This window comes from Novosphingobium sp. B-7 (assembly GCF_000410615.1).
Classification (GTDB): Bacteria; Pseudomonadota; Alphaproteobacteria; order Sphingomonadales; family Sphingomonadaceae; genus Novosphingobium; species Novosphingobium capsulatum.
Window position 1 is genome coordinate 1 of record NZ_APCQ01000130.1, and the last position, 13,972, is coordinate 13,972.

Below are 13,972 nucleotides of genomic sequence, written 5' to 3' on the forward strand. Positions count from 1 at the left end.
CGGGGGCTGGGGCCGCGTTGGGTTGCACCGGCGTGGCGCGCGGCGCGGCCGGCGTGGTACCGGGCTGCGGCGCCAGATCGCTGTCGATCGCCGAATTGGGATCGATCGTCTGAACCTGCGCCTGGGCCAGCGGGGCGGCAAGCAGGGAAAGACCCGCCAGCCCCAGGGCCAGGCGATAATGGATGGCACGCTTCATCTTGTTTCCCGTCCCCTAACTGCGAGCGCCGATTGCGGCAGTGACCCGGCTCAATGGTGGTTCGACATGGCGCCAAGGTGGCGCCACGGCAATCCGATTGTTTCCATCCGCCACAGGTTTGCCCCACCACAATGAACGGGCGATGAGCCGAGTCGAAATTGCGCCCAACCGGCCACGCACCGCGCCAGCCAGCCGAAAGGGCGGCACCACACCGCCACACAAAGCTGTCCACAGCCCTCTGCGCCAGCCTGGGGAAAAATCACAAGACAGCGCTTGCCCCGCCCCACAACCCCCGTTATAGGCCGCCCTCGCCGCTGCGATCCGGAGACGTGGGTGAGTGGCTGAAACCAACGGTTTGCTAAACCGTCGTACTGGTAAATCCGGTACCGAGGGTTCGAATCCCTCCGTCTCCGCCACATCATGCATATGGCGATCCCCATCGAACGCGCATCCCAGCCGCAACGCACCCACCGGTGCGAGCCGGCCTGATGTTCTGACCGCACACGGCTTAAAAACGCCCGGATGACGATGGTCACCCGGGCGTTTTTTGCTGAAAGGCGGGAATGGCGGCGGCGCTTTGCGGTTCAGGCGCGGGCCGGTGCCGGGCGTGCGCTGGCGCTCAGGGCCATGCCGACAATGATTGCCAGGGCGATGCTGCCTCCGCCGATGGCCACGAACGTCAGGGGCAGGCCGTGGCTGAACACGGTAACCAGCGAGACCAGCGCCGGGCTGACGAATTGGCCCACGAAGAACGCGCAGCTCCAGAAGCCCATGCCGCGGCCCCGGTTCTCATCGCTCAACCCGCGCATGGTCCACAACAGCAGCGTGGGAATGCACAGGCCGGCGCCCAGTTGCTGGACGGTGCAGAACGCGGTCAGCTGGGCGGCCGAAGCGCTGGCGCCAATGCCGAGCAGGCCAGCGCCCATGAGCGCAAAGAAGATGCCAATCTGCCAGCCGGTGCCAAGCCGGCTCGATGCGGGCTTGAACAACAGCCCACCAAAGAAGACGCCAATGTTCGCTAGTCCGATCAGCATGCCGATCGTATCGGGCGACGTGACGCCGACACCGGGAAACAGCAGGCCAACCTGGACGATATAGACGTAGTAGATGCTCGAAGCGAGCAGGGTCACGCCACTGGTGATCAGGACATGGCGGGTGGGAAAGCCGGCCACGGCCGCGGCCAACAGCGTCTGGCTGCGCTTTGCCGGCTCGAACAGCAGGAATGCCATCGCCACTGCGATCGGGATGGCGCAGGCATAGACCAGAAACGGAATGTTCCAACCCACCCCTGACAGCATGCCCGACAGCACCAAGAGCGAGACGCCGAAAAACGGCTGCGCGGCGGACTGCACGGTCAACCAGAAACGGCGCCGGCTTTCGTCAAAATAGTCACCCACCAGCGTATTGGTCACCGTCAGGATCGCCGCTTCGCACACGCCGAGCAAAAGGCGCGAGGCGAACAGCGCGGGCAGGCCGTCGATGAACACCGGCGCGATACCGACCAGGCCATAGACTGCGGTGGCGACGACGAGCAGCCGGCTGCGGCCATGGCGATCGACCAGCCAGCCCATCGCCGGCGACAGCAGCGCGACCATCAGGCCCGGCGCGGTGACCGCCAGCGGCACCCACAGGCTCGCCCCGGGGACACCGGCGAAATGCGCCATCATGCGCGGCACTGCCGGCGCCAGGGCGACGATCGCCAGGATGGGCAGAAAGCTGGCGATCACCACGACGATGCCTTGGGGCAGGCCCGCCTGGCGTGGTGCGCCAATATCGGTTGCGGTACTCATGTTGCTCGTCCTTTCAGCAGTGCGCCACCGATGCCGACGGCTTTCATCCAGGCGAGGTCCTTGGCGATGCCGTCCTTGGTGATGTTGCCGTTCATCCAGGGCCACCACACCCGCGGCTGCGCCGTAACCGGCGGGTCGGCAAGCGCCTCGGGCGCCGGATGGACCTGCCCGCGCCATGGGCAAGCATCGGGCCGGCGGCGCGGGAAAGGCCCACGAAACGTCTAGGCAATTGTTCTCTCCCTGACATCGGCCCCTGGCATCGGTGATGGCAGCGCAGCGTCGTCAACGGCTCCGACCGTGGCACCACGCCATTTTTAATCAGCGATCAAATGGAAAGCAAGCCGGATCGGTCGTGTCGTCAGCCGTCGCCGGACCGGTGCTGTTCTTCGCCAGCCCGGCTGCGGCATTCGTCATCGGGCAGACACTGTGGGTCGATGGGGGTGTTTTCCCCCGTGCACCTTGGCCGTACCAGCAGTAAGAGCTTGCTTGATGCTCTCTACCACTACCCCGCTGCTCGATCGCTTGCGCGCCATTGTCGGCGCGCGCCACGTCCTTACTGGCAGCGATGCGACCCGCGCCTTTGCCACCGGCTATCGCTATGGAACCGGGGATGTTCTTGCCGTGGTGCGCCCAGGCACGCCGCTGGAACAGTATCACGCGTTTTGCGCCTGCGTCGCCGCCGATGTGATCGTGATTGCCCAGGCTGCCAATACCGGCCTCACCGGCGGCTCCACCCCGGACGGGCACTATGACCGTCCGGTGGTGATCATCAACACGTTGCGCCTCAAGGGCGTCCACTCCCTGGCCGGCGGAACGCAGGTGGTCTGCCTGGCCGGCGCCACGCTCTATGATCTCGAGCGTGAACTGGCGCCGCTCGGCCGTGAACCGCATTCGGTCATCGGATCGTCGTGCATCGGTGCCTCGGTAATCGGCGGCATCTGCAACAATTCGGGCGGCGCCCTGATCCGGCGTGGCCCCGCCTATACCGAAATGGCGCTGTTTGCCCGGGTCATGGCCGATGGCACGGTCGAACTGGTCAACCATCTCGGCCTGGACCTCGGCACCACGCCCGAGGACATTCTCGGCCGTATCGGCCAAGGGCACCTGCCCGTCACCGGTGAGGCCGGCGCGGCGCCCTGCGCTGCCTCGTGCCAGGACTATGCCGCGCGGGTGCGTGACATCGCCGCCCCCTCGCCCGCTCGCTATAACGCCGACCCAGAGCGCCTGTTCGAGGCGTCAGGCAGCGCGGGCAAGGTCATGGTCTTTGCCGTTCGGCTCGACACCTTCCCGCGCGAGGAACAGACGGCAACGTTCTACATCGGCACCAACGATACCGCCGAACTCACCCGCTTGCGCCGCACGATCCTGGCGCAATTTCGCGAACTGCCGATCTCGGGCGAATATATCCACCGCGACGCCTTCGATATCGCTGCGGTCTATGGCAAGGACGTGTTTGTCGCGATCGAGCGGTTCGGTACCGATCGCCTGCCCCGCCTCTTTGCGTTGAAGAACCGCATCGACGCTGTGGCACGGCGCTGGCGCATCCTGCCGGCCAACCTCTCCGACCGGGTCATGCAGGCGGCAAGCCGGCTGCTGCCGCAGCATCTTCCGCCGCGCATGCGGGCGTGGCGCGATCACTTTACCCACCACCTAATCCTCAAGATGCCACGCGATGGCGTGGACGAGGCACGCACCCTACTGGCGCAGATGTTTCCCAGTGCCACGGGCGACATGTTCGAGTGCACCCCGCACGAAGCGCAGAAGGCCTTCCTCCACCGTTTTGCCGTGGCCGGCGCGGCAATCCGCTACCGCGCCATGCACGCGGATCGGGTTGGTGACATCGTTGCCCTCGACATCGCCCTGCGCCGCAATGACGAGGACTGGCTGGAAGTCCTGCCCCCTGCCATCGCCGATGCGATCGAGGCCCGGCTCTATTACGGCCATTTCTTCTGCCACGTGTTCCACCAGGACTATATCCTGAAGAAAGGCGTCGACCCGCTCGCGCTGGAGCACCGCATGTGGGACCTGCTCGACGCGCGCGGTGCCGAGTATCCGGCAGAGCACAACGTTGGCCACCTCTATCCGGCCAAGCCGGCGCTGGCGGCGCATTACCGGGCGCTCGATCCCGGCAACCGCCTCAATCCCGGCATTGGCCAAACGAGCCGGCAGCGCGACTGGCAATAGCGCGGCGCCAGGACGACTTATCCCTTGCGGATGTCGGCAAAGTCTGCGGCATCCAGTTGGCGGATCATCACGTTGCGGAACAGCATCTCTGCCCCGCCATCTCCGGCGCGCGGTCAGTCGGGAGCGAGCACGGCGCGCAAGGTGATATCGACGATCGTTTCGGCAATATCCACGCTGGGCAAGGCACCATCATCGCTGGGGCGCAACACCCCCTTCTTGCGCATCGTGGCAAAGCCATAGATCGCTGACCAATAGGCCACGACACGCACGTCGGCATGGGTTTTGTCCACGCCGTCGAGCGCGCCGACAACCTGTTCGCGCAGGGCATTGTGGCCCGCGCGCTGGAATTCCAGCAGCATGGGATCGAGCGTTGGCGTGGTCAGCTCGCTTTCGTACATGAGATCGAGCAGATGCGGGTTCTCTTCGGCGAAGCGGATGAACAGCAGACCCATGCGCCGCAGCTTGTCGGCCGGGCTGGCCTTGCCGGCAAGAACCTGCTCGGTGCCCGCCAGCATTTCGTTAAACCCCTCGGTGGCAAGCGCCAGCAGCAGCGAACGCCGGTCGGGAAAATGATAATAGGGCGCGCCGGGCGACACCCCGACCTCCTGGGCCAGAGTGCGGATGGAAAGCCCGTTGTGCCCGTGCTGCTTGAGGTAGGCACGACCGGCATCAAGCAGGCTGTTGCGCAATTTGTCCCGGTGATACTGCTTCTTGTCGCTCATTCTTTCCCGTCCGGTGATGTGCCGGTTGCCTGGGGCGGGCAATAGCCGCCCCGCTCCGCCGTCATCAGCGGCATTGGCATCCAGCGCCTTGCCTTTTGTACCGCGCGCCAGACGATGTCAAAACGTGAACGGCGCACTGTGGCTGGGCGACGGCATGGGTACTCGCAATCCCCGCTTGCGATAATTTGATCACCGATTAAAAAGACTGGGTATCCGCCGATCAGACGGTATGGAATCCAGGGAGATATGCATGAAAACCACCCGACGCGGCGCGTTGACGCGCCTGGCCGCGACCGGCGTTGCCACCGCCGCGCTGCCGCACGTGGTATCCGCCGCCAGCCGGGCACCAGCCGCAGGGCCCGCCGGGGCCGCGGCTGACGGCTGGCAGCCGCTGTTCAACGGCCGCGACATGGCCGGCTGGACGTTCTTCCAGGATGGAGTGGGCCAGCAGGATCGCGATGGCGTGGTCGATGTCCACGATGGCATGCTGCACCTGCTCGGCCCGCGCTATCGCGGCCCGGCCAAGGCAGGCATGGGCTACCTCGCCACCGACCGCGAGTACGAGAACTATCACCTCAGCCTCGAATACCAGTGGGGCACGCGCCGCTACGAACCGCGCACGCTGTGGAAGCGGGACAGCGGCATCCTCTATCATAATCCCACTGGCCGCGAGCTGCTCTGGCCGGATTCCATCGAATACCAGATCATGGAGCGCAACACCGGCGATGCCCTGCCGATCAACCACCGCGCCATTCCGGCGATCTCGCAAGGCGGGCTGCCCGGTTGGCCCGAAGACCTTCCCGGCAATACGCAATACGCCCCGCAAGTCGATGCCGGCGGATCGCTGCGCCAGTGGATCCGCGCCGATGGCAGCTTTGACACGCTGGAGGGGTGGAACACAGTCGAACTGATCGCCCAGGGTGACAAGGCCGCCCATATCGTCAACGGCCGCATCGTGACCGCGCTCTATGGCCTGCAACGCCAGGACCCTGCCGATCGCTCGCGCTACATCCCCCTCACGCGCGGCCGCATCCTGCTGCAGATCGAGGCTGCAGAAATCATGTTCCGCAACGTGAAGATCCGCCAACTCTGACTTGCGCCGTTATGGAAAAGCAAAGGCCCCCGGTGCGCGCGCACCGGGGGCCTTTGCTTTTGGCGCCGGCCCGGCAAGGCGCGGCGCGCTTTTGCCCGCTCAGGGCAGGACAATCGTTGCCAGGCGCTCCCCATTCACCGGCAGAGGCTGCAGGTGCGGCGGGAAATAGGGCGAACGGACGCGGGCCGCCACCTTGACGCGATGGATGCCGGGGGCCAGCCCACCCGCCTTGGGCACCAGCACGCTGCCAAAGTCGCCCATCGCCCAACGCACCGTCGTAGCGTCGCGCATGGCGTCGAGATCATAGACCTCGCCATGCAGGCGCAGCTTGGTGATTTCATAACTGAAGAACTCGTCGTCAAGCGTCACGTCGACGCCGTCGAGCAGCGACAGACGCATGCCGCGATAGTTGGGCAGGCGCAGGCGCACTTCCACCCCCTCGCGCGCATCTTCGGGGCCGTAGTTGCGGAAGCCGGTGGCCTGGATAAGTTGATATTCGTACATGGCATGTTCCTGGAAAATGGCGGTCTAGGGTGCGAGCGGATCAGGCGTCGGCCAGCGCGGCGTCGTATTGCGCCTCGAGCTGGCGCATCATGACGTGCTGGCGGCGGACCTGGTCGATCGCCACCCACGGCTCGCGCGCACCTTCGTATTCCGAAGACAGGTAACCGCTGTAGCCCGCGCGTTTAAGCACCGGTATCACCTTGTCCCAGGGGATGTTTTCGCACTGCAGATCATCGTTGATGTAGTGGAACTTCGCCTGGATGAACGCCACGTACTTGGCGATGTCGAGGAACTCTTCGGGATCGACCGCGATGCCGTTGATCAGCTTGGCGTGATCGCTATCACCCTCGGGCACTTCATGCTGCCAGCCCTTGAGCGGGCGGTTCTGGAAGATGCCGGTATCGATCAGCAGGCGGAAGTTGGGGGTTCCGGTGCGCTCGATGAAATCGATGTAGCCTTCCACCGCCGGGTGCCTGATCGGCGTGGGCGAATGGATTTCGGGGCAGATCACGATGTCGAACTTATTGGCGAGATCGAGCACCCGCTCGACCGCGCCCGACCAGATCGGATCGGGGGTGAGCTGCGCGTCGATCACGCCGAACTTGGGACGCAGGAACTTGAAGCCAAGCCGGTGGGCCAGGCGCAAGTCACGCTCAAGCTCTCCGGCACCTTCCTCGACCGTCAGCTGCCGTCCCAGGCGCAGCTTGGTATCCACCCACGAGCACATGTTGGTCGGCTCAAGCTGGTAGCGGTCAAGCAGGCCGAACCAGGTGTCGAGCCATTCCTTGCTGGGTTCGGGATAGCACTCCACATGCGTCTCACCCAGGATCTCGATCCCCGTGGCCCCGGTATCGGCGGCGTGATCAAAGCCATCCTCAAGGGTCATGATGCTGCCGAAGTCTTCGGTATAGCTGTACAGCGATACCCCGTATTTGAACTGCCCGGACATGCTCAACTCCCTGTTCTGTCGATCCCGTGGTGGATCGGGCCATCCGGCCCGTTCTGCGTTCCTGGCCTGCTGCAAAAGCCAGAACAGGAACTACATTCTAATTACGATTTAATCGGTGATCAAATTCCTGGCAAGCGGCCATTTCGCGTCATTTCGCCATCGCGCGGCTGCCTATCCCGCATCCCTGACGCGCCTGGTGGACATGCCGGGCTTGAGCGCCGGCCCAAAAACAAGGCTTCGGAAGCGCCCCCACGCTCCGAAGCCTTGCATCACTTCCGATCGAAAGAGATCAGAAGTTGATCCCTGCCCGCACGCCGATGGTGCGAACGGAGTTGAAGCTGAAGCGCTGGTTGAGCGTCAGCACGGCCGGGCTCAGCGACGCATCGCCGCCGTCCGAACCGATCGAGATCGGGCGGATGGCATTGGTGCAGTTCTTGCAGAAGACCGACAGCGTCCAGTTTGCCGCCTTGAGGCCCAGGCTGGCATCCAGCGTATCCCAGCTCGGGATCTGGAACGCCGGGCCAAAGCCGGCTGACAGCGACGAACGGTGGTAATAGCTCAACGAAACCAGGCCATCGAGCGTGTTGGTCAGCGCATGCTGGTAATCAGCGCCAAGCGAGGTGCTGAACTTGGCCGAGAGTGGAATCTGATACCCCGCCGCATTGAACGAACTCTGCGTCGCCGAGCAGCCGCCGGTGGTCTGCGTCGGGTAGCACTGCGCGCCGGGGAAATCGTTGTACTTTGCATCCGCATACGTGGCCGAGCCGGACAGCGTAAGGCCCGGTGCGACGCGCGCGGTGAACGAGGCGTCCACACCCTTGGTCGTCGCGGTTGCCGCATTGGCGAGCACGAAGGTGCGCAGCACGGTGATCCACGACTGCACCTGCAGGTCGGTGTAGCGGGTGTAGAAGCCCGAAAGGCTGAGCGTCAGGTGATTGTCGAACAACCGGGTCTTGATACCGATTTCGCCGCCCTTCGAGATTTCCGGGCGCACCGCCAGGTTGGCGCCCGGCGCCGGCGCGGTGTTGGAGAAGCCCGGCCCCTTGTAGCCACGGCCGTAGAAGCCATAGACCAGCGTCGTGGGCGTTGCCTGCCAGTCGAGGCCGACCTTGTAGCTGAAGTTGGTGGCATCGGTGCTCTGGACCGAGTGGTTGTTGGGAATGCCCAGCGTGACGAAATACTGGCCGGTGTTTTCGAGCAGGTCGATGCTGGCCTTGTCATACGTGACGCGGCCGCCAGCGGTCGCCTTCAGCGTGTCGGTCAGGCCATAGCTGACCTGGCCATAACCGGCGAAGCTGTTCTGCTTGAGGGTAAAGCGCGAGTCCTGGCCGAGGAACGAGGTGTTGCTGACCGGGCAAGCCGCCGGCGGCGCGCCAAGCTGGGTGGCACCAACGCAGAACGGGAAGGTCGGCAGCAGGAACGAAGGCAGGCCGTTGTTGCCGCCCAGCAGATTCTGCTGGTTGAGCTGCGAGTGGAAGTAATACAGCCCGGCCTGGCCGGTGAGGCGGTTGCCCGAGGGCAGCGCCAGGCGCAGTTCTTCCGAGAACTGGTTATAGTTCTGATGCGCCGAATTGGTGTTGAAGAAGTTGTACTGGGTCTCGTCGGAATCGAACGAGAAGCCCGTCGTCATGTGCTTCCACGCGGCAATGTTGATCAGCTGGACGCCGCTATCGAACGTGTAGCTGATATTGGCCTGCGCACCGCCGGTTTCAGTGTCGCGGAAGTTGGGAGCGTCGGCCTGGAAAATACGATTGGTGGTGCCAGACGGCAAGCCCAAGCCCGTATAGGCACTGCCGGCGCCAAGCTCGCGATAGGTGATGTCATAGCGGCCGGTCACGCCGCGCTGGCGGTTGTAGTCGCCCAGGATATAGACGCTGAGCGCGTTGTCCGGCTCCCACAGGTACTTGGCGCGCAGGCCCAGGCTGCGCAGGCCCATGTCATTGCGAACCTTGGGATTTACTTCAGGCCAGGTCACCGAATCCTGCCCGCTGTAGATCGCGTTGAGGCGCAGCGCGCTGTTCTCGCTGACCGGCAGGTTCAACGTGGCCCGCCCCTGGATGCCGTGGCCGTTCTTCACCGGGCGGTCGCGGGTGACCAGTTCCAGGTCGGCATTGCCTTCCAGCTTGCCGATCTTGGGCTTGGCGGTGGTGATATTGATCAGGCCGGCAGAGGCATTCTTGCCGAACAGCAGCCCCTGCGGCCCGTTGAGAACCTCGACGCGCTCCAGATCGTAGAACGCGTTGGCGGCAAACTCGCCATTGCCCAGCACCACGTCGTCGACCATCTGCGAAACGCTCGATTCCACCGTCGTGGCAAACGTCGCCGTGCCGACACCGCGGATCGAATAGGTGTTGTCCTGCGCCACCTGAAGGCTGGGTGCCAGCTTGGTGACGGCGCTAAGGTCGTTGACGCCGCGCTTCACCAGCGTTTCGGCGGTGACCACCGAAACGCTGAGCGGCACTTTCATCACGTTTTCAGACCGGCGCTGTGCGGTCACGACGATTTCGCCAAGGCCGTCAGAGGCAGCCGGGGCCGCAACCTGGCCCTGCGCAACCGGCGCGGCGTCCTGCGCCGATGCGGCGGCCAGCGGGGCCAATGCAGCGCCGACGAACAGCGCAGTGTGGATGGACGTTCTGATCATGATGGCCTCCCTCTCCATGTCGTGAAGCACCAGAAAGAGACCCAAGGCGCCCTTTCGCCACTGCGGGCGTGCGCGCATTATCGGTCTTTCCTCCGGCGTCCTGCGTTAGGCGATACATTTTTAATCACCGATTAAAGTCGCCAATATTTTCCGTCGGGCGCCATGTCAAGCGGCTTCGCCCGATCGCCGCGCACACGACGCCCGCCAGCTGCCGATGCGTGCAGACCGGCGCGACGCGTCGAGGAGGCGACGGAGATAGAAAATGAAGATCAGCCACCGGGCGTGATGCGCCGGCAATCACGCTGGCTAGTGCCGCCAACGTGCCGCGCGCGCCAACGCGACCAGCACAGCGCTGACCCGTGGCTGCTTGTGTTGACCGTCCGCTACCGCGTCAGCGCGAGCGGAAATGATATTCGGCGAGAGTCCTGACGATCTGGCCATTGGCATCGACCAGCGCGATGCCGATTCCATCGACCTGCCCCTGGGCGCGCGGCGGTTGCTGCGTGGTCTTGGCCATATAGGTGGCCAGCGCGGGATTGGCCTCGTTGGCCAGCAGGGTCAGATGGGGATCGAACTGCATGAATACGTTGGGCGAGCCATAGCGCTGGAACGCGGGCAGCTTGGCCGGATAGTCCTTCATCCAGACCGGCGGCGCCAGGTCATGGTCGCGCAGCGGTTCGGCCGCCAGGGTCACTTCATCGGCCAGGCGTTGCAGCGCGGGGGTGTGCACCACGCGCAGGAACAGCCAGTTGGTGGGCGTGCGTTCGGTGCCATCGATTGCCAGGGGCAAGCGCTTGTGGCCGCGCGCCAGCCGCGCGATCGTGGCCTTGAGGCGGGGCACCGCGCTGGCGGGATATTGGGTCAGATAAAGCGTGGCATGCACCGCCTGCCCGCGCTGGCGAAACGTGGTCATGCCCAGTTGCGCCAGATCGGCGCTGGCCTGGTCCACCGCCGCCACGATCGGGCGCGAGGGGATGGCATAGATATCGATGCTGACCTTGTCCGCTGGCGCGGCCACCGCCGGGCTGGACGCCGCCAAAGCTGCGGATATGCCCCAGAAAAACGCGCGCCGCATCATCGTATCGTCCCTGCACAGGCCTGCATCATTGCCATCGGCGTGGCAGCCGCGCGCCGCACTTGCAACCGCAAATGGGCGCGCTGGCTGCCCCACCTATCCCAAAGGCCCGATCAGGCCGTGGTGGCGCGGGCGATCAGCCGGGCCAGTCGCGCCGCAAAGGCGCGCGGATCGCGCGGCGGCTCGCCATCGACGATACGCGCTTCATCCAGCAGCAGTTCGGCAGCGTCGGCGCGCAGCGCGTCGCCTTCCGGCAGAGCAGCGAGCGCCGCGATCTGCGCGTGCGCCGGGTTCACCTCCAGCACCGGTGCCGCGCCGGCCGGAAGCTGCCCGGCGTTGGCCAGCAGCTTTTCCAGCTGGCGATCGAGGCCACTTTCGCTGGCCACCAGGCACACCGCGCTGTCGGTCAACCGGTCAGACGCGCGCACCTCGGAAACCGCATCGCCCAGCGTGTCCTTGACGAACGCCAGGAACACACCCACCGCATCGCTTGGCTCGGCCTGGGGAGCGTCGGCGCCTTCGGGCAAGGGGATGAGGCTGAGATCGGCTGCTCCTTGCGTGACCGACTTGAACGGCTTGCCATCCAGGTCGATCGCGCCGCGCACCCAGAAGCTGTCCACCTGGTCGGGCAGCAGCAGAACTTCCACGCCGCGCGCGCGGAATCCTTCCAGCTGCGGCGAACTGGCGATGCGATCCAGATCGCTGCCGGTGGCGTAATAGATCGCGGTCTGGTTTTCCTTCATCGCCGCGACATAGTCCTGCAGCGAACGCCATTCCCCGCCCGAGGCCGTGGTCTTGAACCGCGCCAGGCGCAGCAGGGCCTCGCGCCGCTCGAAATCCTCGTAGAGCCCTTCCTTGAGCACGGCGCCAAACGTGTCCCACAGCTTGGCATAGGCCGCCGGATCGTCCTTGGCGGTCTTTTCCAGTTCGCCCAGCACCTTGCCGGTCAGGCCCTTCTGGATCGCGGCAAGGATCGGGCTGTCCTGGATCATCTCGCGCGACATGTTGAGCGGCAGATCGGCAGAGTCGACCAGGCCGCGCACGAAGCGCAGATAGCGCGGCAGCAGTTCTGCCTCGTCGGTGATGAACACGCGGCGGACATAAAGCTTCATCCGCCCCTTGCGATCGGGATCGAACAGATCGAAAGGGCGGGTTTCGGGCACGAAGGCGAGCACGGAATATTCGTGCCGCCCCTCGGCGCGGTAATGCAGGGTCAACGCCGGGTCGTCCCACTGCCCGGCCACGCTGCGGTAGAAATCCTTGTATTCCTCGGGCGTGATGGCGCTCTTCGGCTTGGTCCACAGCGCAGTGCCATCAGCCACCTGGGTGCCTTCAGCATCCGGCTTGTCCTTGACCGTAATCGGCACGGGCACGTGGCCCGATTGCGCGCGCACCATCTGCTCGATACGCGGCGCTTGCGCATAGTCGGCTGCGTCATCCAGCAGGTGCAGCACGATGCGCGTGCCGCGTGCCGGTGCATCCTGCGCCGCAACCGCGCCGATGGTATAGGTGCCCAGGCCATCGGACGACCACATCGCCGCGCCATCTTGCCCGGCCCGGCGCGAGATCACGTCGACCTTGGCCGCAACCATGAACGCGGAATAGAACCCAACGCCGAACTGGCCGATCAGCTGGGTGTCCTCAGCACCCTTGGCCGCCGCGATGCGGTCCATGAACGCCTTGGTGCCCGAGCGCGCGATCGTGCCGAGCGTTTCGGCCATGTCGGCTGCGGTCATGCCGATGCCGTTGTCCTCGATCGTCAGGCGGCGCGCATCGGCATCGACAGTGATGGTGATGCGCGGGGCCGGATCGTCGCCCAAGAGATCGGGCTGGGCAATCGCTTCATAGCGCAGCTTCTCGCACGCATCGGCCGCGTTCGAAATCAGCTCGCGCAGGAAGACATCCTTGTCCGAATAGACGGAGTGGACCATCATGTGCAGCAGCTTGGCCACATCCGCCTCGAAGGCGTGGGTTTGGGGGCTGGCGGCGGTATCGTCCAGAACGTCGGCGGTCATCGGTGGGCTCGGCTCCCTCTGTTTGGCAAGACAATGCAATAGGCGCCTTAGGTGTGCGCCCGCCAAGCCGAGTTCAAGCCCGGAAAATCTGGCACCCTGCCCGATATTCATCGTGCCACAGCGATTAGATTGCGATATGAAACCCAAGCATACGTGCTTTGCGAAGAATGGGCTGCCTTTCATGATCGAATTGACCGTCAACGGCCAGAAGCGTCAGATCGACGCTGATGGCGATACCCCCCTGCTGTGGGTGCTGCGTGACGACCTGGGGATGACCGGGACGAAATACGGCTGCGGCATCGCCCAGTGCGGCGCCTGCTCGGTCATGATCGACGGCACCGTGACGCGCAGCTGCGTGACGCCGGTGGAATCGGTCGCCAGCGCACAGATCACCACGATCGAGGCGGTCGAGGCCGATCCGGTGGGCGCCCGCGTGGTGGAAGCCTGGGTCAAGCACCAGGTGCCGCAGTGCGGCTATTGCCAATCGGGCCAGGTCATGGCGGCCACCTCGCTGCTCAAGCAGAAGGCCAAGCCCAGCGATGCCGATGTCGAGGCGGCAATGACCAACCTGTGCCGCTGCGGCACCTACAACGCGATCAAGGCGGCGGTGCGCGATGTCGCTGGCCTGGCTGCCACGCAGGAGCACGGCGCATGACCGAATGGACCCCGCTTGATCCCGCGCTGGCCAAGGTGCTGCCCACCGGCGAACCGGTGAATGTGTCGCGCCGCGGCTTCCTGGGCGCGGCCAGCGCCGGCGCCCTGGTGCTCGGCTTTGGCCTGCCGGTGGGCGCAGCCCGCGCGCA

Annotated in this window: 11 protein-coding genes, 1 tRNA gene and 2 pseudogenes; 5 read left to right on the forward strand and 9 right to left on the reverse strand. The window is 64.9% G+C overall.

Features of this window, described 5'->3' with window-relative positions:
* A pseudogene (locus H926_RS34410) lies at positions 1-196 on the reverse strand (hypothetical protein); the annotation flags it as partial.
* A 323-nt stretch (positions 197-519) separates the two neighbouring features.
* On the opposite strand from H926_RS34410, the gene H926_RS0101430 reads away from it, so the two are divergent.
* A tRNA-Ser gene (locus H926_RS0101430) sits at positions 520-612 on the forward strand.
* A 168-nt stretch (positions 613-780) separates the two neighbouring features.
* On the opposite strand, the gene H926_RS0101435 is transcribed toward H926_RS0101430, so the two are convergent.
* Together H926_RS0101435 and H926_RS31425 are read right to left on the reverse strand one after the other, a co-directional pair.
* The gene (locus H926_RS0101435) at positions 781-1,986 is read right to left on the reverse strand and encodes an MFS transporter (protein WP_022674715.1); all 1,206 of its coding nucleotides are present in this window, start codon (positions 1,984-1,986) and stop codon (positions 781-783) included.
* A pseudogene (locus tag H926_RS31425) lies at positions 1,983-2,111 on the reverse strand (glycosyl hydrolase); the annotation flags it as partial. The pseudogene H926_RS31425 and the gene H926_RS0101435, both read right to left, overlap by 4 nt.
* Before the next feature lie 364 nt (positions 2,112-2,475).
* Between H926_RS31425 and dld the strand changes: the two are divergent.
* Positions 2,476-4,170 (forward strand): D-lactate dehydrogenase, encoded by a 1,695-nt coding sequence (gene dld / locus H926_RS0101445; RefSeq protein WP_022674717.1) that lies wholly within the window; start codon positions 2,476-2,478, stop codon positions 4,168-4,170.
* A 113-nt stretch (positions 4,171-4,283) separates the two neighbouring features.
* Here the strand turns inward: dld and H926_RS0101450 are convergent, their stop codons facing one another.
* Positions 4,284-4,892, reverse strand: a complete 609-nt coding sequence (locus H926_RS0101450; protein ID WP_022674718.1) for a TetR/AcrR family transcriptional regulator — start codon at positions 4,890-4,892, stop codon at positions 4,284-4,286.
* A gap of 250 nt (positions 4,893-5,142) precedes the next feature.
* Between H926_RS0101450 and H926_RS0101455 the strand changes: the two genes are divergently transcribed.
* A complete protein-coding gene (locus H926_RS0101455; protein ID WP_022674719.1) occupies positions 5,143-5,985 on the forward strand; it encodes a DUF1080 domain-containing protein in 843 nt (280 codons plus the stop codon).
* 99 nt (positions 5,986-6,084) lie between these two features.
* On the opposite strand, the gene H926_RS0101460 is transcribed toward H926_RS0101455, so the two are convergent.
* The 5 genes from H926_RS0101460 to htpG all read right to left on the reverse strand — a co-directional run bounded on the left by H926_RS0101460 (position 6,085) and on the right by htpG (position 13,169).
* Complete coding sequence (locus tag H926_RS0101460; RefSeq protein ID WP_022674720.1) at positions 6,085-6,489, reverse strand: DUF6379 domain-containing protein; 405 nt, start codon at positions 6,487-6,489, stop codon at positions 6,085-6,087.
* A 40-nt stretch (positions 6,490-6,529) separates the two neighbouring features.
* Positions 6,530-7,438 (reverse strand): sugar phosphate isomerase/epimerase, encoded by a 909-nt coding sequence (locus H926_RS0101465; RefSeq protein WP_022674721.1) that lies wholly within the window; start codon positions 7,436-7,438, stop codon positions 6,530-6,532.
* 289 nt (positions 7,439-7,727) lie between these two features.
* Positions 7,728-10,079: a TonB-dependent receptor gene (locus tag H926_RS0101470; protein ID WP_022674722.1), complete on the reverse strand. Its 2,352-nt coding sequence runs from the start codon at positions 10,077-10,079 to the stop codon at positions 7,728-7,730.
* 391 nt (positions 10,080-10,470) lie between these two features.
* On the reverse strand, positions 10,471-11,157 hold the full coding sequence (locus H926_RS0101475) for a 2'-5' RNA ligase family protein (RefSeq protein WP_028657429.1): 687 nt from the start codon (positions 11,155-11,157) through the stop codon (positions 10,471-10,473).
* Positions 11,158-11,267: 110 nt separating this feature from the next.
* Positions 11,268-13,169, reverse strand: a complete 1,902-nt coding sequence (gene htpG / locus H926_RS0101480; protein WP_022674724.1) for a molecular chaperone HtpG — start codon at positions 13,167-13,169, stop codon at positions 11,268-11,270.
* 181 nt (positions 13,170-13,350) lie between these two features.
* Between htpG and H926_RS25050 the strand changes: the two genes are divergently transcribed.
* Together H926_RS25050 and H926_RS32155 are read left to right on the forward strand one after the other, a co-directional pair.
* Positions 13,351-13,824: a (2Fe-2S)-binding protein gene (locus H926_RS25050; RefSeq protein WP_168352729.1), complete on the forward strand. Its 474-nt coding sequence runs from the start codon at positions 13,351-13,353 to the stop codon at positions 13,822-13,824.
* Positions 13,821-13,972 (forward strand): twin-arginine translocation signal domain-containing protein (locus H926_RS32155; RefSeq protein ID WP_148291597.1); only part of this gene is annotated, 152 nt, incomplete at its 3' end. The genes H926_RS25050 and H926_RS32155, both read left to right, overlap by 4 nt.

What these genes read in the sequence shown, in the direction of transcription:
- H926_RS0101435 (WP_022674715.1), bottom strand. Translation starts at nt 1,986, where the DNA reads ATGAGTACCGCAACCGATATTGGCGCACCACGCCAGGCGGGCCTGCCC.
- dld (WP_022674717.1), top strand. Translation starts at nt 2,476, where the DNA reads ATGCTCTCTACCACTACCCCGCTGCTCGATCGCTTGCGCGCCATTGTC.
- H926_RS0101450 (WP_022674718.1), bottom strand. Translation starts at nt 4,892, where the DNA reads ATGAGCGACAAGAAGCAGTATCACCGGGACAAATTGCGCAACAGCCTG.
- H926_RS0101455 (WP_022674719.1), top strand. Translation starts at nt 5,143, where the DNA reads ATGAAAACCACCCGACGCGGCGCGTTGACGCGCCTGGCCGCGACCGGC.
- H926_RS0101460 (WP_022674720.1), bottom strand. Translation starts at nt 6,489, where the DNA reads ATGTACGAATATCAACTTATCCAGGCCACCGGCTTCCGCAACTACGGC.
- H926_RS0101465 (WP_022674721.1), bottom strand. Translation starts at nt 7,438, where the DNA reads ATGTCCGGGCAGTTCAAATACGGGGTATCGCTGTACAGCTATACCGAA.
- H926_RS0101470 (WP_022674722.1), bottom strand. Translation starts at nt 10,079, where the DNA reads ATGATCAGAACGTCCATCCACACTGCGCTGTTCGTCGGCGCTGCATTG.
- H926_RS0101475 (WP_028657429.1), bottom strand. Translation starts at nt 11,157, where the DNA reads ATGATGCGGCGCGCGTTTTTCTGGGGCATATCCGCAGCTTTGGCGGCG.
- htpG (WP_022674724.1), bottom strand. Translation starts at nt 13,169, where the DNA reads ATGACCGCCGACGTTCTGGACGATACCGCCGCCAGCCCCCAAACCCAC.
- H926_RS25050 (WP_168352729.1), top strand. Translation starts at nt 13,351, where the DNA reads ATGATCGAATTGACCGTCAACGGCCAGAAGCGTCAGATCGACGCTGAT.